This window comes from Neobacillus terrisolis, from assembly GCF_051233475.1.
Lineage (GTDB): Bacteria > Bacillota > Bacilli > Bacillales > Cytobacillaceae > Bacillus_BU.
In genome coordinates this window covers 1-23,220 of the sequence record NZ_JBKFGH010000017.1, presented here as the reverse complement: position 1 = coordinate 23,220, position 23,220 = coordinate 1, and the positions used below count along the sequence as shown (strand labels likewise).

The following is a 23,220-nucleotide window of genomic DNA, read 5'->3' as shown; positions in this document are numbered from 1 at the left end:
TATGTGCTATAAATCATTGTTTAGGACGATGTTTTAACCCTATTATTAAAGTAATGTTGCTCGATTTCTTGGTGGCAATGGCTATCAGTTTTCTTGATAGTGCAAACGAAAAAAGTGGGGGATCCAAAATGATTCGTATGGCAGTGGCGGGTGTAGTTGGTTTTGTACTCATTTTTATCGAGTCGATGATTGTGATGAAATTTAAAGGTTATCAATCAATTGAATTTGGGGGAATAGCTCCTTTTATCAATGTATGGGCCATGAATTTCTTTTTGGTATTTGCGATTCTCACTCAACTGACGAATTGGTATGAGAATAGGGAAGATGGAAAAGAAGAAAGAGAACTTTAAACCAAACGCACAAACCATCCCTCACAAATGTACGACTTAAATGACAATGCGCCTCAACCTTGAGGTGTTTTTTTGTTTTAGAATCTTTTAAATAATCGTTTTCAATTGTATGATGGTGTTATTATTTATGACCTTAAGCAGGGGGAGGGCTTGTATTTGTATTACGGTTGGGTTGTTGTGGGGCTTACATTTTTTGCTGTGCTAGTAGCAGCCGGTATTCGTTCGATTACAGGAGTGATTATGATTCCTTTGGAGCAGGAATTTGCCTGGAGTCGTTCTGCTATTTCCTTTGCTTTTGCAATCAATTTAACGCTTTACGGTTTTTCCGGACCGTTTATTGCCGCAGGCCTTAATAGGATCGGAATTCGGAAATCGATGGTATACGCGATGCTCCTTTTGTTATTGGGAATGATCTTCAGTTTGTATATGACTGAGATTTGGCAGTTACATCTCATTTGGGGTCTAGTAATCGGGATCGGCTGCGGTGTTTTTCTTACTGTTCTCTCTGCAACAGTGGCAACAAATTGGTTTGAGAAGCAAAGGGGATTTGTAGTTGGTTTGTTAATGGCCAGTACTGCAGCGGGACAAATGATCTTTACTCCTTTGCTCTCTTTCGTGACAGAAGCCTATTCTTGGCGAGTGGGTCTATACATTTTTATCGCCTTAACCATTTTAATGATTCCAATCATTGCCATTTGGATGAGAAATCATCCATCCGAAAAAGGGTTGCTTCCATATGGTGCTGTGGAAAACGTTGGAATAGATGCAAACTCAATCAAGCAAAATCCAATAACAACAGCGTTTCATGGTTTATGGATTGGAGTTCGTTCTGTTCCATTTTGGCTATTAAGTGCAAGTTTTTTTGTTTGCGGTTTATCGACAGCTGGGTTAATTGGGACGCATTTTATTCCTGCTTCTACACATCATGGAATCCCTGAGGTTCATGCAGCAAGCCTGCTTGCATTTATGGGCATTTTTAATATTATTGGTTCTATGTTTTCAGGTTGGTTATCAGACCGCTTCGATAATCGGTGGTTATTGTTTTGGTACTATGGATTAAGAGGCTTGTCATTGCTTGTTTTGCCATATGCCTTTGAACTGAAATCGTATGTCATGCTAATCGTTTTTGCAGTCTTCTACGGATTAGATTGGATTGCAACCGTCCCGCCAACGATTCGATTAGCGACAGAATTTTTTGGAAAGGAACGCGGGGCTATCATTTATGGTTGGGTTTTTGCTGCTCATCAGGTAGGTTCCGGGGTGGCCGCATTTCTTGGCGGATACTTTTACGAGGTCTTTAATAGCTACACGTTTACGTTTATTTCCGCTGGTGCCTTATGTATATTAGCGACACTTTTTGTGCTAAGTGTTAAGAAACGTCAGGGGTCATCGATACCAAAAGCGGCAGAAGTATAAGAAAATAAGAAATTAACTAAATTACAAAAAAGAGACTCCGAAAAGTCTCTTTTTTGTTTAGGTGGACATTATTTTACAGCAATCCAAATCTCATTATAAGAATTCGGGCTGTTCAATTCGGAATCAAGATAGACTTCAATAGGTGCTAAATTTGCTGGTTGATAGTGATTCGAAGGAAACCAATCGGAATAAATTTGTTTCCAAGCCTCGATGATGGCAAATGGGACAGGTCCACGGACTTCAAACACGACCCATTTTGCTGGTGGGTATTCAATGTAAGCGAAATTTTCTGGTACTGCTCCATCATGCTCAACAGCAATCCAGTAATCAACCACATTTTTTTCTGGATCGAAGTTAGTGGTAATACCTAAAAGCCCTTTAATTTGACCATTTAATAATTTTACTAATTGACTAATAGTTCCACTTTTATGGGCATCATCCCAAAACACTGGTACACCAGGAATTCCAAAATTACCATTTCCGCATGAAAATTCTTGTTTTACGCCTATTACTTGGAACGCATCTCTTTCAATAATTTTATAGTTCATCCGGTTTCAGCTCCTAAAGAAGATCAATTAATCCATATCTTACCTAAACCTCTTTTAAATCATGTCATTTATTTCTTTTGAAAGAAAGTTTTATTTTTAAAATAAATACACATGTATACGCTAGGGGGTAGGTCTTATATCCTGTTTTCTGCTGTATTTGGCGATTATTTCCACATAATTCTTCTCAATTTTACCTAATATGTTATAATATTCTGAAAAAGGAGGAGATTTTATGGAAGAAACTGTAGTGGAAGTAGTTAAAGCAATACAGGATGAATATCCAGATGATTTTGCATGGTGTTACGGTTGTGGCCGTTTGAATGAACATGGACACCAATTACGAACAGGCTGGCAAGGGGAGCAAACATTAACCATTTACACTCCAAACCCAGAGCATACAGCTCTTCCTGGTTTTGTTTATGGAGGCGTGGTTGCTTCATTAATCGACTGCCATGGTACTGGTTCCGCTTCTATTACGTTACATAGAAAGAATGGACATGAAGTGGGAGATGGAGCTGAACCGCCTCGTTTTGTAACCGCTTCCTTAAAAGTGGATTTCCTTAAGCCAACACCACAAAACGTCCCATTAAGAGCCATTGGTACGGTTCATGAAATTCATCCAAAGAAGTTTCGAGTAGAGACAGAGGTATATGCGGATGAAACTCTTTGTGCACGTGGTGAAGTGGTTGCTGTTGTAATGCCAAGTACTTTTTTGAAAAACGACTAAATGTGTCTGTTTAGTTAACTTTTACATTTTTTAAACTTGAAGCGTTGACAACCTGTCGAAATTGTAATAAAATTCAGAACATATTAATCAAAGCAATGAAGAGGATAAAGAGATTAGGCACTATGTACAGAGAGCGAAGGATTTGCTGGAACCTTTGCCATAACTCCTGATTTCACAGTCACCTCTGAGCTGTTTTCCCGAACCGTTAAATTCTAACTAGTAAGGAAAACCGGATTGACACTCGTTATTGTGTCAAAGGTTTCTAATGTTTGAGACCTGCTGAGGTTGTATGCTGCAAAGCTGCAACAAATTTGGGTGGTACCATGGAAGATAGCCTCTTTCATCCCAATCATGCATTTTATGCATGTATTGAGATGAAAGAGGCTTTTGTGTTTTTTGATACATAAAGATCCAATCAGCAATGAAGAGGATAAAGTTTTTGGGCTCTTATGCACAGAGAGCAAAGGACTGGCTGAAACCTTTGCCTTAATCCCAATGACGAAGTCACCTCTGAGCTGTTTTCCTGAAAGGTAGTACTTTTTTTTACCAAGTATGGAGGACCGGAATGGCACTCGTTATTGTGCTTAGGGTTTCTAATGTTTGAGACCTACTGAGGTTATATGCTGTAAGGCATATAACAAAATTAGGGTGGTACCGTGGAAGATAACCTCTTTCACCCCGATACATGCGATGTGTGTGTTGGGGTGAAAGAGGTTTTTTATTTATAAAAAAATCAGTTTACAATTTGAAGGGGGATTTATATGAGTGCTCAAAATGTAGCAACAGAACAAAAAAATGATTTACGAGAAAGATTATTAACCCGTGATAATTTATCAGGTTCAGAGATTCTGCTCCGTTCCTTATTATTAGAGGGAGTAGATTGTGTGTTTGGCTATCCTGGGGGGACAGTATTGAATATTTATGATGCGATGCATGGGAATGAGGATTTTAAGCACCTATTAACCCGCCATGAGCAAGGTGCGATACATGCAGCAGATGGATATGCGAGATCTACCGGTAAGGTAGGGGTGTGTATTGCCACTTCAGGACCAGGAGCAACAAATCTTATTACCGGCATTGCAACTGCCCATATGGATTCTGTACCGTTAGTCATTATAACCGGTAATGTTGCGACAAATTTGATCGGTTCAGATGCGTTTCAAGAGGCTGATATTTATGGAATCACAATGCCAATTACGAAACACAGCTATCAGGTTCGAAATGTTGAGGACTTAGCTACAGTTATTCGTGAGGCTTTTTATATTGCTTCTACAGGAAGAAAAGGGCCTGTATTGATTGATATTCCTAAGGATGTATCGGCAAATAAAACGACGTTTATCTATCCTGAAGAAATTCAAATTCGTGGCTATAATCCTGGAATAACCCCTGACAGTCAGCAAATCGAAAAGCTTTTGCAAGCAATTGAGAAGGCTGAACGCCCACTTATTTTGGCAGGAGCAGGTGTAGTTCATTCTGGTGCACAAGAAGAACTTTTGGAATTTATCAATACAACACAAATACCTGTTGCAACCACTCTTTTGGGACTTGGCGGCTTTCCGAGCTCTCATGGTCTTTGGGTGGGGATGCCGGGAATGCACGGAACATATGCAGCTAATACCGCTATCCAAAATAGTGATTTGTTAATTAGTATTGGTGCTCGCTTTGATGATCGTGTAACGATGGATTTAGGAGGCTTTGCCCCAAAGGCGAAAATTGCCCACATCGACATTGACCCCGCCGAGGTAGGGAAAAACGTAGCAACCGATATTCCTTTGATCGGTGATATAAAATTAGTTCTTTCAATAGCGAACCAATCAGCAAAACCAGCGAAATCGGCTGCATGGATCGAGCAAATTAACGAAAACAAACTGACTTATCCTTTGAAATATCAAGATGATGAGAAGGTATTAAAGCCACAGTACTTGATTGAAATGATTCATGAAACAACCAATGGGGATGCCATTATTACTACAGATGTTGGTCAGCATCAAATGTGGGCCGCTCAGTTTTATCAGTTTAATCATCCTCGATCATTAATCACATCTGGAGGTCTAGGGACTATGGGATTCGGCTTGCCTTCCGCTATTGGAGCGCAAATGGGGAATCCGGATCGTTTGGTAATTTCAATTAATGGGGATGGCGGTATTCAGATGTGTGCCCAGGAGCTAGCCATTTGCGCCATTCATAAGCTTCCATTAAAAATTGTGATTATTAATAATCAGGCGTTGGGCATGGTTCGACAATGGCAGGAAATCATTTATGATGAGCGATACAGCCATATCGATTTAACAGGCAATCCCGACTTTGTCCAGCTTGCTAAGGCTTATGGAGTGAAGGGGCTTCGAGCGCAATCAAAAGAAGAGGCTCACCAAGTATGGAAGGAAGCATTAGAAACAGATGGTCCGGTATTAATCGACTTCGTTGTTTCAAAAAACGAGAATGTCTTTCCGATGGTGTTGCCAGGGAATCCAATTAGCGAAATGATGATGGAGGGGTAAAAGTTATGGAAAATCAGAAAACAATCATGCTTTTGGTAAAAGATCATCCAGGTGTTATGCAAAGAATAACAAGTCTGTTTACTCGGCGAGGCTTTAATATGGATAGTATTACCGTGGGCGCTACTGAAGAAGAAGGGTTATCAAGAATTAATATTGTAACGTCTGGCGATGACAACTTAATGGAGCAAATTTTAAATCAACTATTAAAGTTGATCGAAGTATACAAAGCAAAACTCATTAACCCAGAACGAATTGTTACACGTGAACTAGCACTTTTGAAAGTTAACAAGGAAACAAGCTGGAATAGTAAATTACTCGAGATTATTGAAGGGTTCAAGGGGACTGTAGTTGATAATGGTTCAAGAACGATGATTATTCAAGCAGTGGGCGAAAGCAGCACCATTAATAAAATGGTGGAGCAACTTATTCCGTATGGTTTAAAAGAATTATCCCGAACCGGAGTAATGGCGATGGAAAAGGAATTTTAAACATATTAATCTGTTTTAAAAATAAACTTAACATATATAAACTTTTAAAAATAAACCTTTTCCAGAACTAATGCCAGTACCACTTAACAACAATGGGGGATCAAAATGGAATTCTTCTTATTAGGTTTTAATGTGTGGGATTTAGGTTTTTTCCTAGTTGGTACGATTGTATGGGGGTTTATTATTGCGGGAGCTTTGTTCTTCCTTTGGGGGTTATTTCGCCAATCGTGGAAAGCTGTCTTCATTAGCGGCTTAGCGTTATTAGTTCCGGCGTTTATCCTTTATACACAACCAGGATACACAAAATTATTTATCCTTTTACCGATTTTGATTTTTGGGCTCGCATTTTTCATGAAAAGAAAAGGATAATTATAAATTTAAATACATTTATGAGGAGCCATATCCATTACAGGAGTGGTTCCTTTTTTTATAAAAACGGAATGGGAGATATGTAAACTTATTAAATAATCACAAATATGAACGTTTTTCAACCGACACATGCCATTTATTCACAAATCATTCAATTTTTTATTAACACTATGTGAACGAACCTTCGCTATACACTATTCACACGTTACTTTTGGTATATTGAATTCAGAAATACTTAATTCAATATATTTGAAAGGAAGAGATTTAAAATGGTAGTAAATTTCTTAAGAGAAAACAAAATTGCAGCAGGGATCTTAACAGTCCTTCGCTTATATTTAGGGTATTCATGGTTAACTGCGGGATATGGAAAGTTATCAAGTGGAGGATTTGATGCGACTGGATTTTTACAAGGAGCTGTAGCGAACCCAGTTAAAGGTCCAGATGGGTCTATAGTATATGGCTGGTATGTATCATTCTTAGAAAATTTTGCAATCCCGAATGTAGATCTTTTTAACACGATCGTTCCAATTGGAGAATTTTTGATTGGTTTAGGACTTCTCCTTGGTTGTTTAACAACTGCAGCGATGTTCTTTGGTTTAGTGATGAACTTTTCATTCTTCCTAGCTGGAACAGTTTCACACAACCCAACAGATATTTTCTTAGGATTTATCATTTTGTTCGCAGGTTTTAATGCTGGAAAATACGGATTAGACCGCTGGGTAATTCCGTTCATTAGAAAGACTGTTTTCAAACAAGCACTGGATACAGGTAAAAAAGCCGCATAATCATCCGATAAAAAAACCCTCTGAGTTATCGAAGCTCAAAGGGTTTTTTTGTGCAAAATAATCGATTTCTCCATTTCTATACCGGGCTAATAAACCTCCTAATGAAAAAACAATCGACGGATAGTGTTCAAAAGCCCTCGCGCTACTTGTATAATAGAAAATAAATCACTAGTCTCCTAGTCAAAAAAAGGAGGAACCAAACTTGTTTCAAGAGGCTACTATTATTCTAAAAACCCACTTTGGTTATGACCAATTCCGCCCCGGTCAAATTTCCACCCTAGAACATGTCTTCAAAAAGGAAAATACACTTTGTGTTATGCCGACTGGTGGAGGGAAATCTCTCTGCTATCAGGTCCCCGCACTTGTTTTTCCTGGAACAACGATTGTCATCTCACCACTTATTTCCTTAATGAAGGATCAAGTTGATACCCTCCAGCAACTAGGAATTGCGGCAACCTATATTAATAGTAGTTTGCCAGCTTCGGAAATTGAGAAACGGATGATGCTTGCTAGAAATGGAGAATATAAGCTTCTTTATATTTCACCGGAACGACTGGAGTCTGGTCAGTTCTTACAGGAACTGGGCAGGATTGAAATACCGCTTATCGCGGTAGATGAGGCTCACTGTATTTCGCAATGGGGCCATGATTTTCGGCCAAGCTATATGTATATTTCAAGCATATTAAACCATATTCAAACAAAGCCTATAATTCTTGCATTAACTGCAACTGCTACCTCGCAGGTTCGCCAAGACATTTGCCAGTCTCTCCATATCGGTAAGGAAGTGGTTACAAGTTTTGAACGGAGCAATCTCACTTTTTCGGTTGTAAAAGGGCAGGACCGCGATCGATTTTTACTTGATTATGTTAGTAAAAATGAACATGAATCAGGCATCATTTATGCTTCAACCCGTAAAACGGTGGACCAGTTATTCCAAGCACTTACTAAGGCAAAGGTAAATGTGGCTCGTTATCATGCTGGACTATCTGATAGTGAAAGGAGAGAACAGCAAAACGCCTTTTTACAGGATGAAAAAACGGTAATGGTTGCAACATCGGCGTTTGGGATGGGGATTGATAAATCGAATGTACGTTATGTCATTCATTATCAAATGCCAAGAAATATGGAAAGTTATTATCAAGAGGCTGGGAGAGCTGGACGTGATGGCCTTGATAGCACGTGTATCCTATTGTATGGACCTGGTGATACACAAATACACCGGTTTTTAATTGATCAAACTTCGGATCGTGACCGAATTCCAATGGAGTTATCGAAACTACACCAAATGGTCGGTTATTGTCATACTGAGAACTGTCTTCAGACATGGATTGTCGAGTATTTTAACGAGGCGACAGCTGGTGACTGCGGTCGATGTAGCAATTGTACTGATACGAGACAGGCTGTTGATGTAACGAAGGAGGCGCAAATTGTCCTTTCATGTATCGTCCGAATGGGTCAGCGATTCGGGAAAGCGGCTGTTGCGAAAGTCTTGACAGGTTCTAAAAGTAAAACGATAGCGCAATTTCATTTTGATAAATTAACCACATACGGAATGCTGAAAGATAAAAGCGCCAAAGACGTTAACGAATTTATTGATTATTTAATTACCGAAGATGTAGTGGGGGTTGAAAACGGTCAGTTTCCAACGATTTTCGTTACATCAAAGGGGAGAGATGTTCTTACAGGACTTCAAATCGTAACAAGGAAAGAGGAGATCCAAGCCAAAACCATTTCAAAGGCTGACCCACTTTTCGAAGAGCTTCGTGAGTTACGGAAGCGTTTTGCAGAACAAGAACAGGTGCCGCCGTTTGTTATTTTTGCAGATACCAGTTTACAAGATATGTGTGTAAAGCTTCCTAAAACAAGCTCTGAATTTGCTAATATAAAAGGGGTAGGGACTCGGAAATTAGAGAAGTATGGATTAGATTTCATCCAAGCGATACGCTCTTTTTGTGAAAGAAATCCAGAGCGGGAAAGCGTGGTAAGCATTCAAGTTAATGAGAAAAAAAATCATAAACCTAAACGAAAGCAGAAGGATGCTGAAGCACCCCCCTCTCATCTTGTCAGTTACGAGCTTCATAGATCGGGAATGTCCATTGCGGAAATTGCAAAGGATCGGGAGCTTTCACAGATCACCATCCAATCCCATCTTATAAAAAGCGGAGAGGAAGGCCACTTGATCGATTGGGATAAAGAACTTCCAGCGGAATACCGTCCGTTAATAGAAGCGGCGATCGAAACTGCGGGAACGGAAAAATTGAAACCCATAAAGGAACAGCTTCCGGATGAGGTAACCTATTTTATGCTCCGCGCTTACTTCTTTTTAAAAGAACACTAAAAAACCTCTACTTTAAGGCTTGTTAGTAATTCCTTAAAGTAGAGGTTTTTTCTTTAAGTCTGTGTTAAACGTGAATGTTGATTGCAGCGAGAGGAGCTTGCTTTCCGCGGGGCGGGCGTTGAGCCTGTCTAGCTACAGCGGCTATGGGCTCGGGGTCATAAGCCAATCCGTTAAGAAGGTCAAAGAACGACCTTCTTGACGGATCGTCTTATGCCTGTCGCCCCTGGGCAAGCCGCTTCCACTTTTCCTTCTCCTCGGAGCTAAAGCTCCTGTGGGGTCTCAACTGTCCCGCTGCTCCCGCAGGAGTCAAGCACCTTCCCCTCTAATCAACATTGTGTAAAAAATCAACACTGAGCTTTAACACAGCTTTCTTTAAAAGAAACCATCGATCAGTTGTCTAAATCCAAAAGCACCTAAGGAGGTTATGCTCATAATAAAGACTGCTAGTGATAAATATAGCATATAACTGGTTTTTCTTATGTAACGATAAAGATAGTAAGATGATATAATGATGCCAGTTACGAAAATTAATGTCCAAATATGGTTGATTAATGCAGGACTTCCAAAATTAAAAATATAATAGAAGTAATAGAAACCATTAATTAGGAACAGTATGATTAAGATCATTTTTTTCATCATTCGATCCCCCTTGCATTTCTATATCCATATTTTAACACAATCCGATAATTATTTAAAATTTTCTGACTTATTTAGACAAAATCTCTTACTTCAAGCATACAAAAAGAAATTGACATGTCTTGTATGGTACGATTACAGCAAAAATAAAAAAAGGATTAGATTTATAAATGAAAATTGTATTTTTTACCCCCTACTATCACCAGAGTCGCGGGAATTCTACAACGGCAAAGCGGATCGTATCGGGATTGAGAATGAAGGGAATGAACGTTCTCGTTTTTGCGTATGAGGAAGAAGAGTATACTGACGACTTATTAAAAACGTTCAGCGATTACGAAGTTTTTCATATCCTGCATATATCCAGATTTTCAAGATGGATGAATAAGGTAGGGTTTAAATTAAGAAAACCCTATATTCTAACAAATGGTGGGACAGATGTTAATCATGATTTACTTGAGGTAAAAAATGATCCAACTTACAAACAATTTCTCACACAGGCAGCAGCAATAACTGTCTTTACAGAGGACGGAGCAATCAAATTAAAAAGGTGCTGTGATCATCCTTATATAAGAATCATTCCGCAGAGTGTCTGGTTTCCAGAAAACGAAATCGATGTAACAGCACAATTAAAAAAAGGGTATCCTAATATATTACTGCCATCGGGGTTAAGGCGAGTGAAAGATATATTTTATGTAATGAAAGAGATCATCCAACTTCGTAAATCCTATCCTGACTTACAATTTATTGTCGCAGGAATTGTGATTGAACCGCCCGTTTACGAAGAGTTGCTCCAATATCAGCAAAAACATCCTTGGATTACCTTTTTGGAAAATGTCCCGTTGGAAGGAATGAAATCACTTTATCAGTGGGCAGATGTGGTGATTAACACTTCAATTAGCGAAGGGCAGGCTTCAACACTTTTGGAAGCAATGGAGTTAGGCTGTCTTGTCGCGGCGAGACGAAATGGTGGTAATGAAAGTATTGTTCATGATGGGGCAAATGGAATTCTTTACTCTACACCTGAAGAATTTACAAGTAAACTGAAAACCGTTCTAGAGGATAAAGTTAGACTCCGTGATATAACAGATACTGCGGTCTCCTTCATACGTCAAAATCATCGTCTTGATGAGGAAATCCAACGTTATCTGTCAGTATATCAAGTAATCGGAGATAAATGAGCAGAGGTGAGGGTGTTGAGAAATCCTTGAGTTGTAACTGAAGAGGTCGTGTACGATCTAAAGGATGAACGATGGATAACAAATTTACAAGGGGAGGGCCGAGAGGAAAAAAGCGTGGTTCTAACATTCGATGACGGTCCAGGACGACAGACGGTCCAAATTCTTGATATTTTAAAAGCAAAAAATGCGCCAGCTGTTTTCTTTTGGCAGTCGAGGTTACTCTATGGGAAAAGACCTTGGCAGCGCCTCTTTCATGAGGGGCATACTCTTGGGTCACATGCCCATAAGCATGTTAATCTAACAACACTGAACACCACAGAACAATTTAAGCAGATCAAAACAAGTATAGAAATTCTAGAAAGCGTCACCCGAAGACAGGTAAAATACTTTAGACCTCCATTTGGACAATATAATGAAGATACACTGTCGATTTTGAAGGAATTGAACTTATTTCCTGTCATGTGGGACATTTCTTCTTTTGATTGGAACCATCGAAATGAGCCTTTTGTCATTGTGGACAATGTTCTCAACAATATAAAACCCGGTTCAGTCATCCTTTTGCATGAGCTTCCTCAGACCGTCTCCATCCTATCACAATTAATAGATAAGATAAGATGTAAGGGGTTTAAACTTACAACATTAACATAACAACCAATCTCAGCATTATCGTGAGGGATTAGTTTATGTATAGTATTAATTTGAAAAGATTGAATTTTTTTATTTTTCACCAATAGTGTTATAGAACAGTATGCTATAATACCTATATACGGAAAATTCTATCTATTATTGTCGATTAGGAGCGAAAACTGCTAATTTTGTTTAAATAGGTACTCAATTTTCAAAAAATGAACAAAAGGGAGCGGGAAAGAATGCGTGTAGGAATCAAGAGAATGACGGAGGAACAGGCTAAAATTACGCTGCAGGAAGCAGCAGGGCTTGCCATTATAACCATACACCGACCTCAAAAACGAAATGCTTTAACTGCAAATATGTGGAATCAACTAGCCGAAATAGGTCAGCAGGTTTTAGAAAATCCTAAAAATAGAGTGCTGCTTTTAAGGGGTGCGGGAGAACAATTTACGGCAGGTTCAGATATTCAAGAGTTTCATGAAATGACTCTTGAAGAATCAGAAAATGCGTTTGTGTCAATGGAAAAGGCGATTTCAACCATCGAAGGACTACCATTGCCAACTATAGGAGTGATTAATGGACCGGCAATGGGGGCAGGGCTTGAGTTAGCGCTGGCCTGTGATTTACGGATTGGTTCTGAGAAGGCTAGATTAGGCATTCCTGTTGGGAAGTTAGGGATCACGTTAAACAATAAATTTGCTAAGAGAATTGTTGATTTAGTTGGACCGAGTGTTACAAAAGAACTCGTATATTTAGGGCGGATTTTGAAAGCAGAAGAGGCATATGCACTAGGAATGTTAAATTATTTGGTAGCTGAGGCAGAACTCGATCGCTACGCTTTCAAAATGGGGAAATTAGTGGCATCCATGTCACCGGCGTCCTTGCTTGCTGTGAAAAAATCGGTTAATGAGTGCATTAATAGTGCGCCTGTACTTTGGAATGGCTCGACTCCATTTGTTGATGCACAGGATTTCCCAGAAGGAGTAGCCGCGTTTGTTGAGAAGCGGCCACCGCAATTCTCGCGTAGAACGATTGAATAGGAACAAAAGCGCAAGCGCCCGGGTAGCTCCGTATGGACTGGAGGACATCGACTGAGATAAAGGAAACACGAAGAGCGATAGCGATTCGATGTTGACTTATCGTAGGGAGGTGGGCGAAGTCCACTAGGAGCTGGGGGCTGGAGCTGGACAAGTCTGACTGTGAATAGTTATCTACATCGTTAAAATCTCTAGTTACATAAAAAATAAAAAACGGAAAGCTCATTTTAGACTGAGCTTTCCGTTTTTTTGGCAAGATAAATGGTTAGGTTAATAGAGTAAAGTTCAATATTTAAGTTTTTTAGAAAGTGGAAGCGAATATCCTTTTGCAGGTTCTCGATCAGTTCGATTAAATTACTGCGGATCGGGTATTTTATCGTAATACTTGCTTTTAAAATGGGTAACCCTTCTAAACTTAATTCAACAGACTTGCATTCATCAATTGTTTTATATTCGGAGCAGATGATTTCAACGATATTTCTAAAAACCTTTTTGTGGATTTTGATGGCGCCTCGGTGGAAGTCCGGGTGAACGATGGTATTTTCTCCAATTCGTTCTTTTTTGGGTGAAAAGATTTCAACACCTCGTTGGATTAGCTTTTTAAAGAAGTTTTGATCCACCTGTTTATATGGAATAGGAATTATATGCTTTCCTTCTGTTCTTCTGATAAATTGAGCGAGCTTAATTTCACTTGAGGAACGGATGTCTTCAACGTAATAATAATGGTTAATATCGCCTAGCTGTAGGCGGCTCGCAATTAAGCGTGTCATTTTATCTGATGTCCCGATAATTAAAATTCTATCTATGTAGTAATTGTTAATGGCCATTTGAACTTCCTTAACGTGATCCTCGTCAAAGAATGTGGCCCTTTTTACAGCTGTCAGTGGATTCTTCTCAAATTTTGCCGAAGTTCCGGCAATTTTTTTACCATTAAATATTAATAAACCATCATCGATGATGGCTGGAATCTTATGTTTGTGAGCAAATGAGAGAGCGCTCGTACTTTTTCCCGTTCCACTAGGACCACTTAAAGAAAATATTTCCATCCACAACTCTCCTAAACTGTTAGACTTTTCTATATTTTATTTCATTTCAACCGTACTGTCACTCGCGGTTTTTTAGTCATTTTGTCTAATTTTGTATTACATGGTTTTTAATATGATGAATTTGGTAATATTGAGATAGTGTTGATTATTTTATAAGGAGTGATGGTAATGGCAGTAGAGGTTTATTTAACGTTTAATGGAAATTGTCGGGAAGCGATGGAGTTTTATGCGGAGGCCTTTGGTTCAGCGAAACCGGAAATAATGTCCTTTGGTGAAGCACCGCCAAATCCTGATTTCCAACTTCCTGATGAAGCAAAAAACCTGGTTATGCATTCAAGAGTAACGATTAGTGGTAGCAATGTGATGGCTTCAGATACTTATCCCGGATCACCTTATACAGTAGGAAACAATGTTAGTGTTACAGTTATTACGAAAGACGTTGACGAATTAAAAACAGCCTTCAACAAATTGAAAGAAGGCGGTAAGGTTGGCATGGAGCTTCAAGAAACATTCTGGAGCAAGTGCTATGGCATGTTAACGGACAAGTTCGGAGTTGCATGGCAGTTTAGCCATGAAAGTGACGAAACAGGAATGTAAAAAGCAGCAGGCTGCTCTTATTTATTTACAGAGGATTGTCGAGGAGGAGAGAGGCAAACATGCTTCTCTCCTTTAATTTCTTAGGCTTTGTTAAATTTGTCTGTTGATTTCCGCTACAGGTGCTCCCTTTCCGCGGGGGAGTCTGGGAGCCTCCTCGGCGCTTTAGCGCCTGTGGGGTCTCCCATGACACCTTCTCCCGCAGGAGTCTCGCACCTTCCGCTCCAATCAACAGATTGCTCAAAAATCAACAATGTTCCTTAACACTGCAATTTTTTAAAACAACTGTTCCAGTAATCACCGGTTTACCAGCACAATTCCCTTCAATGGTAATCGTGCTATTTTCAGTATTCGTTACATTAAGGGTAACGACATCACCGACGAAAACAGGTGCTAAAAATTTTATATCATATTTAATAGGGTGATCAGTTGGAGAAAGTATATTCCATGATAAAACACTCCAGACTTTTCCCATTGTCAGCATACCATGAGCAATTCGATCTGGAAATCCGTGTTGTTGGGCATCCTTAAGTTCAAAATGAATCGGGTTGTAATCACCCGAAACACCTGCATATCCTTCTATATCCTTTTCGGTTACAAGAAACCCGATTGTTTTCAAATTAGTCCACCTGCCATTAGCTGGGAAATCCCCTCAAAACATATGTTACCGTCACGATCCTTAATTAAAAGAGTTTGTTTAACGAGGCATTGATCTTCACGCCTCGTTCGATAAGATATCGAAACATTAGCAGTATAGGGTTCGTCAATATACATAATGCTGTGTAATCTGCAATTCTGGGTCCGATGAATAATAGGATCTGTCAACGTCCACGGGATGTCAATCCACTTATAAGCGATCATCGGCATGGTCGGTGGGAGCGGAATCGTTGTATAATCATACGATTGGGCTGTCGCAATCGACTCATAAATGGGATTTCGATCATCGATAACCTTTATAAATTGCCTTACATCACCTTCCCGAAAGATGATGGTATAATCCTTCGTTCTCATCTTATCACCTCAAACAACATTGCCAAGCCAATTCCTCCGCCACTCCCGACAGCAGCCACAACGTATTTGATATTTTGCTTTCTTTGAACCTCATAGAATAAGCGCGTGACTAGGATTGCCCCGGAAGCTCCATATGGATGGCCCATCGTCAATGCTCCGCCTGAAACGTTTAGCTTATCCAGCGGAATAGAGAGCTGCTGTGAACAGGCTACTATTTTGGAAGCAAATGCTTCATTAATTTCGAAAAGATCAATATCAGCAATCGTTAAGCTGTTTTTTAACAACAATGATTGGATTGCTTGAACGGGAGAGATTCCGGGGAAATTAGGGTGTACCCCCGATACGCTGCTGTCTACAAACCGTAAAACGGGTTGATATCGATGTTGCTTTGCCAACACTTCGTCCATGACAACTACCGCACAAGCTCCATCATTTATCCCACAGCTGTTTACAGCTGTAACTGTCCCTGTTTCTTTTATGAATATCGGCTTGGCTCGTTTTAGGAGTGCTTCTATATTTCTGCGTCTAAGAAATTCCTCATCGTGATCCTTCTCGGCAACAGGGATAATTTCTTGCTTGAATTGTCCATTATCATAGGCGGACCAACTGCGGTTAAAGCTAATTTGGGCGTATTCATCCTGCTCCATCTTTGTGATTCCATATTTTTCAGCTACATATTCTGCTGCAACTCCCATATCAGGGTCTCCGATTTTTTCAGGAGAAAAGCGTGCACGTTTCGGTAAAGGGGAGGTGCTTGTGCTTTCTACTCCACCAGCGATGTAGCATTTTCCAGCACCACCTTGGATAAAGTAACAAGCCATACGAATCGCTTCTAATCCGGCACTGCATTGACGGTCTAGAGTGATACCCGTTATTGACATGGGTAAGCCTGCTTCTAACGCAGCAACACGTGCCACATTACCGCCAGGTCCCACGACATTTCCTAGAATAACTTCATCAAGAATTCCTTCTACTTCACTGCCAAGGACCTGCAGAATAGGTGCAGCAAGCTGATGTGCTTCCCAACTGCGGAGCATTCCATTCATTTTTCCAATGGGTGTACGTTTTGCTTGAACAATGACTGCACTATGAATGACAAATCACCTTACTTTCTAATTCTTCCTTTAACTTGGCACGTGCGATTTTTCCGCTGGTCGTATAGGGCATCTCATTTAAGAAATACCACCTGCGAGGAATTTTAAAGGAGGATAACGTTTCCTTACATAATCGAATCAAATCGACTTTATTGACAGTACCAGTGACAACAGCCGTAATTATTTGTCCCCAATATGGATTGGGAAGACCAATTACAGCCACTTCTTCAACTGCAGGATGTGAAGAAAGGACTTTCTCGATTTCTTCAGGGAACACATTGATGCCACCGTATAAAATCATATTGTTCTCTCGGCCAGCGATATAAAGATAACCATCCTCATCTAAATACCCCATATCATCGACCGTTATCCAGCCAGCTTGGTCGTGAATGGTTCGAACCGTCCTCGTGTTGGTGTTTAGATAGCCCATAAATACCATTGTGCTTCGTACAAATATTTTTCCAATCTCATTTGGAGCCGCAAGTTTGTTATCCCTATTACGAATTTGAAGCTCAACATTCCAGCAAGGTTTTCCAACCGAACCTGGTTTCAAGTGATTTTCTTGATGCGATAAAAACGTGACAAAACTAAGTTCACTTGCACCATAAAACTCATACATGATTAAATTCAAAAATTTGGTTTGGATCTTTTGTTTTGAATTTACCTCCCATTTAGCGCCGGAGGAAATCATTTTAATAGGTTTATTGATCGTTCCATCTATTTTTAGAAACGCTTGAACCATCGTCGGAACGACAAATACGGTAGAAATCGGTTGTTCATTTATTATTTCTAAGGCTAACTCAGCAGAAAACTTTTCTAGTAAAAATACTGTTCCGCCCAAATACAAGGTACTAATGGTCCCATAAAGGAAATGTGAGTGAACAAGCCCTCCAGGAATAAGTACATTCTCTGTTTCATCCATTTGAAAATTATTTCGATTACAATCAAAGCTTGCAAGCCATGAATCATGCGAACGTATGAAAGCCTTCGGCGCTCCTGTTGTTCCTGAGGTAAAGCCCATATAAAAAGGTAAATGCCCGTCTATTTCAGGTGAACGATGATATTCAGCTTGATTAATGAATTCCGCACATTCCTCCCAAATGATGATCGTAGGAACAAAAGGGCCAACTTTGCCCGCGAGCTTTCTAGTGGTGATAAAAATTGAAGGGAGAGCTACTGACAATCTCTCTTTAATTTCAGCTTCCTTCCATTTTGTATCAAACAGAACAGCAGTCCAGCCGGCAGCTGCTGCACCGGTAAAAAGCTGTAAAAAAGGGATGCCATTTGGGAGATAGATCCCTACCGTTTTATTTGCAACATTTAATGAATTAAGCCAAGTAGCGGTTTGCTTGATTAGCTTGTACCAATCGGAATAGTTTATTGTTTGATTTCGTGTTTGTATTGCAATTTTATCTGGAAATACGATTGCATGTTTTTCGTATGTATCGGAAATGGCTGCCAACGGTATTCTCCTTTCGATAGAATATTGGTTGAAATTACGCAAAAGAGACACATCAAAGTGTCTCTTTAGGAAGCTTTTGATAAATTTTGTTTAAACACAGAGTGTTTTTTCAATCTAAAGACTAAGTAAGAAGCAAGTGAAGCTTTGATCACATCCCCAGGGATATAGACAAGGCTTAACTTTATTGCCTCCAAAACAGGAATGTTCATGACAAAAGCTTGGACAGGAATACCGATCAAATAGAGTAAGAAAATCCCTACGGTTAAATTTGTCAGCAAAATGTTTCTTAAATTTAATGTTTTGATGCGCTGAATGATAAAGCCGATTACAAAAGCAGTAATAGGATAGGCAAATAAATATCCGGCACTTGGCCCTACAAAAACTCCAATTCCACCTCGGCCTCCAGATAAAAGTGGCATTCCGGCAGCAACAAGTAGTAAGAATACGCTTAAACTCCAAGCTCCAAGACGAGCTCCTAATATACCTCCTGCCAAGAGAACTCCTAATGTTTGAAGTGTAATCGGCACAGGGGTGAAGGACAGCATAATGGGTGGAACTAGGCCGAGCGCTCCCATTACAGCTGCAAATAAAGCAATGTAAGTAATGTCCTTGATTTTCATAACAAATCTCCATTCATTATTATATAGATAATTTAAACTATTTTTCTCAATCATTATTTTAGTAGGGGATAATATCATATGTCAACATATTTTTATTTTTGGTTAACCAAACGAAATAATAAATTCGGCTTCATTTGGACCTTTACCTTAACAACAGGATTCAAATGTGAATATAAATATAATAATTAGATGAAAGAGGTGTAGTTGTTTGGCTAAAGAAAAACGCAATTCTAAGGACCAGCACTCCTCAAAGAACGAAAAGGTTCCAAGTCATGTTTCTGGAATTATATTGAGTTCAGGACCCGTTGAAGCTACTCCTGAAACGGAAATCATTTCGGTAAATATATTAAATTTAGATAATAAGCTTACAAAAGATGTAATCGTTGAAATCAAAGATTGGACAACTTCTCCGCCTGAAGAATTAGGAAAATCCGTTCTGCTAAGTGGTGAATTACTCGACCCCAGTGATTTAGGTTATGAAAGACCGGAAGAAGAGGGGCTTCTTTCGTTCGACCCAACGATTCATCCTTCAGAAGAAGTGGATGATCATGAGGTCATAATGGAACCGCTGTTTTTTCAAATTCCTCCGCAAACGCAGCTTACTGTGTTAGCAGATTTCCCTCAAGCACAAGTTTTGCATTCAAACCCTTGTTATGAGGTTCGAATCAGTGTTGAGAATCCTATCAATCTATTAATTAGCAGCAACGGGTTAGACGATAAGTATATTCCACAGCCAGGAAATACCGTCTTAAATTCTCAGTTTTTTCCTCCACTTCCTTTACGGCTAGACTTTCCGCGAAATCCTATAAATAAAAAGAATAAGAATTAATCAAACAAAGGGGGAAGCCCGTCCCTTTCAAGAAAAACGTAACAATATTTCTATCAAAAAGGTTTCAATTTTTAATTTAAAATAATATATTAACAAAGTATAATAATTACTTAGTTGTATTTTAATGTATTCCGATACATAACTATTCACTATCACAATAATCAATAAACGTCCGGTACTATAAAGCTGTATACACTAGGAGCTATGTAATGTCAGACAAAGAGGTAAGGAGGATAACATGAATCCGTTTCTATATATTGATAAGAATAGAGAGAGTCTGTTAAAGACATTTCAAGAACTTCATGCATTAGCTGAACCAAGCTGGCAAGAAAAAAATACATCTGCTTATATAATTGAACACTTAACGAAAGCGGGCTTGAAGGTAAAAACATTTTCAAATCATTTTGGGATAGTAGCTGAAATACCAGGTGAAATGGAACAAGTTGTTGCATTAAGGGCGGATCTAGATGCTTTAGTTCAAGAGGTTGGCGGAATCGTACAGGCGAACCATTCCTGTGGACATGATGGCCATAGTACTATGGTTTTATATACAGCATTGGCAATAGCCACTTCAGGAATAGTGCCCAAGCATACTATCCGATTTATTTTTCAACCTGCTGAAGAAAAGGGTGAAGGTGCGCTACAAATGATAAAAGAAGGTGCACTTAAAAATGTTGTTTATTTATTTGGGATACATGTTCGTCCTCAATTCGAGGTTCCTTATTTGAAAGCTTCACCTGTGATTATTCATGGATCAGCGGGTTCAATACGAGGAACAATCAAAGGCTTACAGGCCCATGCTGCACGTCCGCAAGATGGTATTAATGCAATCGAAGCAGCTTCTTTAATTGTTGAAAAAATAAAACAGATCAAACTGGACACAAAGATTCCTTATTCGATTAAAATGACCCAGTTACAAACTCATAATGAGGCTTCCAACGTTATTCCGGAAAAAGCTAACTTCTCATTAGATGTAAGGGCACAAACAAATGAAGTAATGAATGAACTGCAGAATCAAGTCAAGTTGATCTTTGAGGAAATTATGAATATAACGGGAGCGAAGATTTCATGGTCTCTAAATGACTTTGTTCCGGCTGCGATTAAAAACAGTGAAGCAATAAACATTGCCGCGGCTGCCATTACAGAAATTCTCGGAGAAGAAAATTTGGTTCCTTTGTGTATATCACAAGGCGGAGAGGATTTCCATTTCTATACTTCTAAAACTGCAAATTTACAGGCGACAATGGTTGGATTAGGCTGTGGTTTATCGCCAGGTTTGCACCACCCTGAAATGAAATTTCAATTGGATGCACTTATATATGGAACGAAAATTTTAACGAAAGCCGTTTTGTTAGCATCTGATTTGGATTCATGATACTTGTTGTACTTTTTTGCTGAGGGAGGGGTTCCCATGAAATTAGTTGAAGAAATTGACATTCGTATTCTTACTAAAGTGGATGAGCTGGAGGAGGTACGCCAGCTTGAATCGAAAATCTGGGGCAAGGAGGACTCCATTCCAACACACCAAACGTTAACTGCCGTGAAAAATGGGGGAATGGTACTAGGTGCTTTCGTTCAGGGAACGCTTATTGCCTTTCAATACAGCTTCCCTGGATTTAATGGAAAAACTGCTTATCTTTGTTCTCATGTGTTGGGGACCGATCCTGAGTTTCGCAATAAAGGAATAGGGGAGAAGTTAAAATGGGCTCAACGAGAGGAAGCGCTCAAGTATGGGTATTCACTGATTACTTGGACTTACGATCCTTTGGAAAGTATAAATGGGTATTTAAATATTGGTAAGCTCGGCGCCGTCTCTGGAACATACATCCCAAATTGTTATGGTGAAATGGAAGATCTCTTGAACAAGGGAATTCCGACCGATCGTTTTCTAGTCGAATGGTACATACGCCGTGATTTAACTGATAATGTTAGCGTGGAGGGCTGGAGTATGGAAGAAGCTGTAGAGAGCTCTGTTGTACAGTGGAAGGTAGGTCGAGAAGGAGTGCCGATTATATCTTTAATTCGGGATACCGCTCCGCAAATTCATAAACCAGTTTTAGTGGCCATTCCAAAAAATTATCGTCAAATCCGAAGCACAAACCTTGATGTAGCAATCGATTGGCGAATGAAGACAAGACAGATTTTTACCGACTATTTTGAGCGGGGATGGAAGGTTACTGGTTTTAAAAAGAACATAAACACTGAATGCCCGGTCCATTTCTATGTGCTCTCAAAAACACCATCAAGTAAGGTGTGAATAAAATTCAGCAAGATATAAGCATTATACCGCCCTAATTAAGGGCGGTTTTTCCGTTATTCAGCTCGTTTTGGATTATGATAGCCTCTTTCTCCGTATGGCTGCAGTGTGTTCATCCACTTTTCTTCCAGTTTTTCTAGCTCACGCTTTAAATCAAAATAACCGGTTTCCTTTTGTTCTAACACCTCTAAAATTTCTATTATGAACGCATCTTTTCCAAATTCGTTCCATTCCTTTTGGAGTTGTTGGTTTCGCTCACCGCCAGTTTCTAACATAAATTTTTTTCCATTTAATGTTTTAAAGTTTTTTGTGCTTCCGAGATAAATCTTACCGTTCCGCGTATTTTTTATTTGGTAAACACCTGCTTCGATTTTTGTTTCTTTATATTGCTGTTTTAGTTCTTTTTTTCGATCCATTTTCCTTCTCCTTCTTGAAATGTTATTTCTTCAGCCAATACTCGCTTCCATCCGCTTTTCGATCCAAAAATCCATATTCAATCAAATACCTTCTTAAATGAACGTAATCATGGTGGATAGGAATTAAAATATGATTGACCTCTTTTTCAGTGTACGTACGACCCTTTTCAAAGCGATTCGTGATTTCATGCAGTATAACGAGCTTCTGCTTTTGTTTTGATGGAAAGGATTTTAACGGCCCATCTAGGCCCTCAGGGAAAAATTTGGCAAGCAAGTCGTCTTTTTCTTCTTGGGTTATGTTATAACGATCATCTACCATTCGAGCTGTTTTGTGAGGGGAGAGGAAGGCAGGTGCATGCTGATCCTTTTCCTTTAGCAAATCCATTAACGCTAAAAAAAGCTTAGCTTGACGTTCTTTTTCTTTTAAAACGAAACGATGATTCCGAATGGTTGAAGCACTGCCTATACCTAGTTCATGTTTAACTTCGGCATCGCTTTTACCTTGATAAAAAAGTTGAAGTAACCGATTTTGGTGGTCTGTTAGTCCGGTCAGTTTTTTATTAAGTCCGATTAGGTATTCAAAAACAGACTGATGCTCCTTGTTGATATGAACACGCATAAACTTTTCTGCTTCATATAAAACACCAGATTCGGGATAAATAATCCCTTTTTCAATTCTATTTCCACATATTAAACAGATATAATCGTCTGTTTCTTCAATAAAACCACGTTTAAGTTCTTCCAATGATGCATTCCAAAATAATTCGGATATTTGCATAATACAAACACTTCCTTGTTTTGTTTGTTTATATACAAACATTTTATATCTTTGTTGTCAATAACGCAAACGTATTGTGAAAACGTTTGTTTATTTTTCTTTAATAAAAGCTC

At 39.2% G+C, this 23,220-nt stretch carries 24 protein-coding genes and 2 other annotated features; of the genes, 15 read left to right on the top strand and 9 right to left on the bottom strand.

Annotated elements, in window-relative coordinates; all coding sequences use genetic code 11:
* Window positions 1–128 precede the first annotated feature (128 nt).
* Together ACI48O_RS11855 and ACI48O_RS11850 are read left to right on the top strand one after the other, a co-directional pair.
* Window positions 129–350 (top strand): hypothetical protein, encoded by a 222-nt coding sequence (locus ACI48O_RS11855; RefSeq protein WP_435562024.1) that lies wholly within the window; start codon window positions 129–131, stop codon window positions 348–350.
* A 156-nt stretch (window positions 351–506) separates the two neighbouring features.
* Complete coding sequence (locus ACI48O_RS11850; RefSeq protein ID WP_435562023.1) at window positions 507–1,766, top strand: MFS transporter; 1,260 nt, start codon at window positions 507–509, stop codon at window positions 1,764–1,766.
* A 68-nt stretch (window positions 1,767–1,834) separates the two neighbouring features.
* Here the strand turns inward: ACI48O_RS11850 and ACI48O_RS11845 are convergent, their stop codons facing one another.
* Complete coding sequence (locus ACI48O_RS11845; protein ID WP_435562022.1) at window positions 1,835–2,314, bottom strand: GyrI-like domain-containing protein; 480 nt, start codon at window positions 2,312–2,314, stop codon at window positions 1,835–1,837.
* Between the two features lie 232 nt (window positions 2,315–2,546).
* Between ACI48O_RS11845 and ACI48O_RS11840 the strand changes: the two genes are divergently transcribed.
* From ACI48O_RS11840 to ACI48O_RS11800, 9 genes are all read left to right on the top strand, one after another.
* Window positions 2,547–3,041 (top strand): PaaI family thioesterase, encoded by a 495-nt coding sequence (locus tag ACI48O_RS11840; RefSeq protein WP_435562021.1) that lies wholly within the window; start codon window positions 2,547–2,549, stop codon window positions 3,039–3,041.
* Between the two features lie 86 nt (window positions 3,042–3,127).
* Window positions 3,128–3,392, top strand: a binding site (T-box leader).
* Window positions 3,393–3,453: 61 nt separating this feature from the next.
* Window positions 3,454–3,725 (top strand) — a binding site (T-box leader).
* 77 nt (window positions 3,726–3,802) lie between these two features.
* Entirely contained in the window at window positions 3,803–5,539 is a 1,737-nt protein-coding gene (gene ilvB / locus ACI48O_RS11835; protein ID WP_435562020.1) for a biosynthetic-type acetolactate synthase large subunit, read from the top strand.
* Between the two features lie 5 nt (window positions 5,540–5,544).
* Window positions 5,545–6,027, top strand: coding sequence for an acetolactate synthase small subunit (ilvN, locus tag ACI48O_RS11830; protein WP_435562019.1), 483 nt, complete (start codon window positions 5,545–5,547; stop codon window positions 6,025–6,027).
* Window positions 6,028–6,132: 105 nt separating this feature from the next.
* Entirely contained in the window at window positions 6,133–6,396 is a 264-nt protein-coding gene (locus ACI48O_RS11825) for a hypothetical protein (RefSeq protein ID WP_435562018.1), read from the top strand.
* 269 nt (window positions 6,397–6,665) lie between these two features.
* Complete coding sequence (locus ACI48O_RS11820) at window positions 6,666–7,181, top strand: DoxX family membrane protein (RefSeq protein WP_435562017.1); 516 nt, start codon at window positions 6,666–6,668, stop codon at window positions 7,179–7,181.
* Between the two features lie 202 nt (window positions 7,182–7,383).
* On the top strand, window positions 7,384–9,519 hold the full coding sequence (recQ, locus tag ACI48O_RS11815; RefSeq protein WP_435562016.1) for a DNA helicase RecQ: 2,136 nt from the start codon (window positions 7,384–7,386) through the stop codon (window positions 9,517–9,519).
* Between the two features lie 806 nt (window positions 9,520–10,325).
* Window positions 10,326–11,333, top strand: coding sequence for a glycosyltransferase (locus ACI48O_RS11810; protein ID WP_435562015.1), 1,008 nt, complete (start codon window positions 10,326–10,328; stop codon window positions 11,331–11,333).
* A 48-nt stretch (window positions 11,334–11,381) separates the two neighbouring features.
* Window positions 11,382–11,981, top strand: a complete 600-nt coding sequence (locus ACI48O_RS11805) for a polysaccharide deacetylase family protein (protein ID WP_435562014.1) — start codon at window positions 11,382–11,384, stop codon at window positions 11,979–11,981.
* A 221-nt stretch (window positions 11,982–12,202) separates the two neighbouring features.
* Window positions 12,203–13,003 (top strand): enoyl-CoA hydratase-related protein, encoded by an 801-nt coding sequence (locus ACI48O_RS11800; RefSeq protein ID WP_435562013.1) that lies wholly within the window; start codon window positions 12,203–12,205, stop codon window positions 13,001–13,003.
* A gap of 224 nt (window positions 13,004–13,227) precedes the next feature.
* Here the strand turns inward: ACI48O_RS11800 and ACI48O_RS11795 are convergent, their stop codons facing one another.
* On the bottom strand, window positions 13,228–14,046 hold the full coding sequence (locus tag ACI48O_RS11795; RefSeq protein WP_435562012.1) for a hypothetical protein: 819 nt from the start codon (window positions 14,044–14,046) through the stop codon (window positions 13,228–13,230).
* A gap of 168 nt (window positions 14,047–14,214) precedes the next feature.
* Between ACI48O_RS11795 and ACI48O_RS11790 the strand changes: the two genes are divergently transcribed.
* Window positions 14,215–14,643 carry a VOC family protein gene (locus ACI48O_RS11790; RefSeq protein WP_435562011.1) on the top strand — a complete coding sequence of 143 codons (429 nt, stop codon included), beginning with the start codon at window positions 14,215–14,217 and terminating at the stop codon, window positions 14,641–14,643.
* Between the two features lie 244 nt (window positions 14,644–14,887).
* On the opposite strand, the gene ACI48O_RS11785 is transcribed toward ACI48O_RS11790, so the two are convergent.
* The 5 genes from ACI48O_RS11785 to ACI48O_RS11765 form a co-directional block, all read right to left on the bottom strand.
* On the bottom strand, window positions 14,888–15,259 hold the full coding sequence (locus ACI48O_RS11785) for a MaoC family dehydratase (RefSeq protein ID WP_435562010.1): 372 nt from the start codon (window positions 15,257–15,259) through the stop codon (window positions 14,888–14,890).
* Entirely contained in the window at window positions 15,256–15,651 is a 396-nt protein-coding gene (locus ACI48O_RS11780) for an FAS1-like dehydratase domain-containing protein (RefSeq protein WP_435562009.1), read from the bottom strand. Before ACI48O_RS11780 ends, ACI48O_RS11785 begins: the two co-directional genes overlap by 4 nt.
* The gene (locus ACI48O_RS11775; protein WP_435562040.1) at window positions 15,648–16,745 is read right to left on the bottom strand and encodes an acetyl-CoA C-acyltransferase; all 1,098 of its coding nucleotides are present in this window, start codon (window positions 16,743–16,745) and stop codon (window positions 15,648–15,650) included. The genes ACI48O_RS11780 and ACI48O_RS11775 overlap by 4 nt, the downstream gene beginning before the upstream one ends.
* The gene (locus tag ACI48O_RS11770) at window positions 16,738–18,207 is read right to left on the bottom strand and encodes an AMP-binding protein (protein ID WP_435562008.1); all 1,470 of its coding nucleotides are present in this window, start codon (window positions 18,205–18,207) and stop codon (window positions 16,738–16,740) included. Before ACI48O_RS11770 ends, ACI48O_RS11775 begins: the two co-directional genes overlap by 8 nt.
* Before the next feature lie 65 nt (window positions 18,208–18,272).
* Window positions 18,273–18,827, bottom strand: a complete 555-nt coding sequence (locus ACI48O_RS11765; RefSeq protein WP_435562007.1) for a biotin transporter BioY — start codon at window positions 18,825–18,827, stop codon at window positions 18,273–18,275.
* Between the two features lie 208 nt (window positions 18,828–19,035).
* On the opposite strand from ACI48O_RS11765, the gene ACI48O_RS11760 reads away from it, so the two are divergent.
* The 3 genes from ACI48O_RS11760 (at window position 19,036) to ACI48O_RS11750 (ending at window position 21,913) form a co-directional block, all read left to right on the top strand.
* On the top strand, window positions 19,036–19,656 hold the full coding sequence (locus ACI48O_RS11760) for a hypothetical protein (protein WP_435562006.1): 621 nt from the start codon (window positions 19,036–19,038) through the stop codon (window positions 19,654–19,656).
* Between the two features lie 238 nt (window positions 19,657–19,894).
* Complete coding sequence (locus tag ACI48O_RS11755; protein ID WP_435562005.1) at window positions 19,895–21,031, top strand: amidohydrolase; 1,137 nt, start codon at window positions 19,895–19,897, stop codon at window positions 21,029–21,031.
* Between the two features lie 36 nt (window positions 21,032–21,067).
* Entirely contained in the window at window positions 21,068–21,913 is an 846-nt protein-coding gene (locus ACI48O_RS11750; protein ID WP_435562004.1) for a GNAT family N-acetyltransferase, read from the top strand.
* Between the two features lie 56 nt (window positions 21,914–21,969).
* On the opposite strand, the gene ACI48O_RS11745 is transcribed toward ACI48O_RS11750, so the two are convergent.
* Together ACI48O_RS11745 and ACI48O_RS11740 are read right to left on the bottom strand one after the other, a co-directional pair.
* Complete coding sequence (locus tag ACI48O_RS11745) at window positions 21,970–22,329, bottom strand: GIY-YIG nuclease family protein (protein WP_435562003.1); 360 nt, start codon at window positions 22,327–22,329, stop codon at window positions 21,970–21,972.
* 22 nt (window positions 22,330–22,351) lie between these two features.
* The gene (locus ACI48O_RS11740) at window positions 22,352–23,107 is read right to left on the bottom strand and encodes a DUF2087 domain-containing protein (protein ID WP_435562002.1); all 756 of its coding nucleotides are present in this window, start codon (window positions 23,105–23,107) and stop codon (window positions 22,352–22,354) included.
* Window positions 23,108–23,220: the final 113 nt, after the last annotated feature.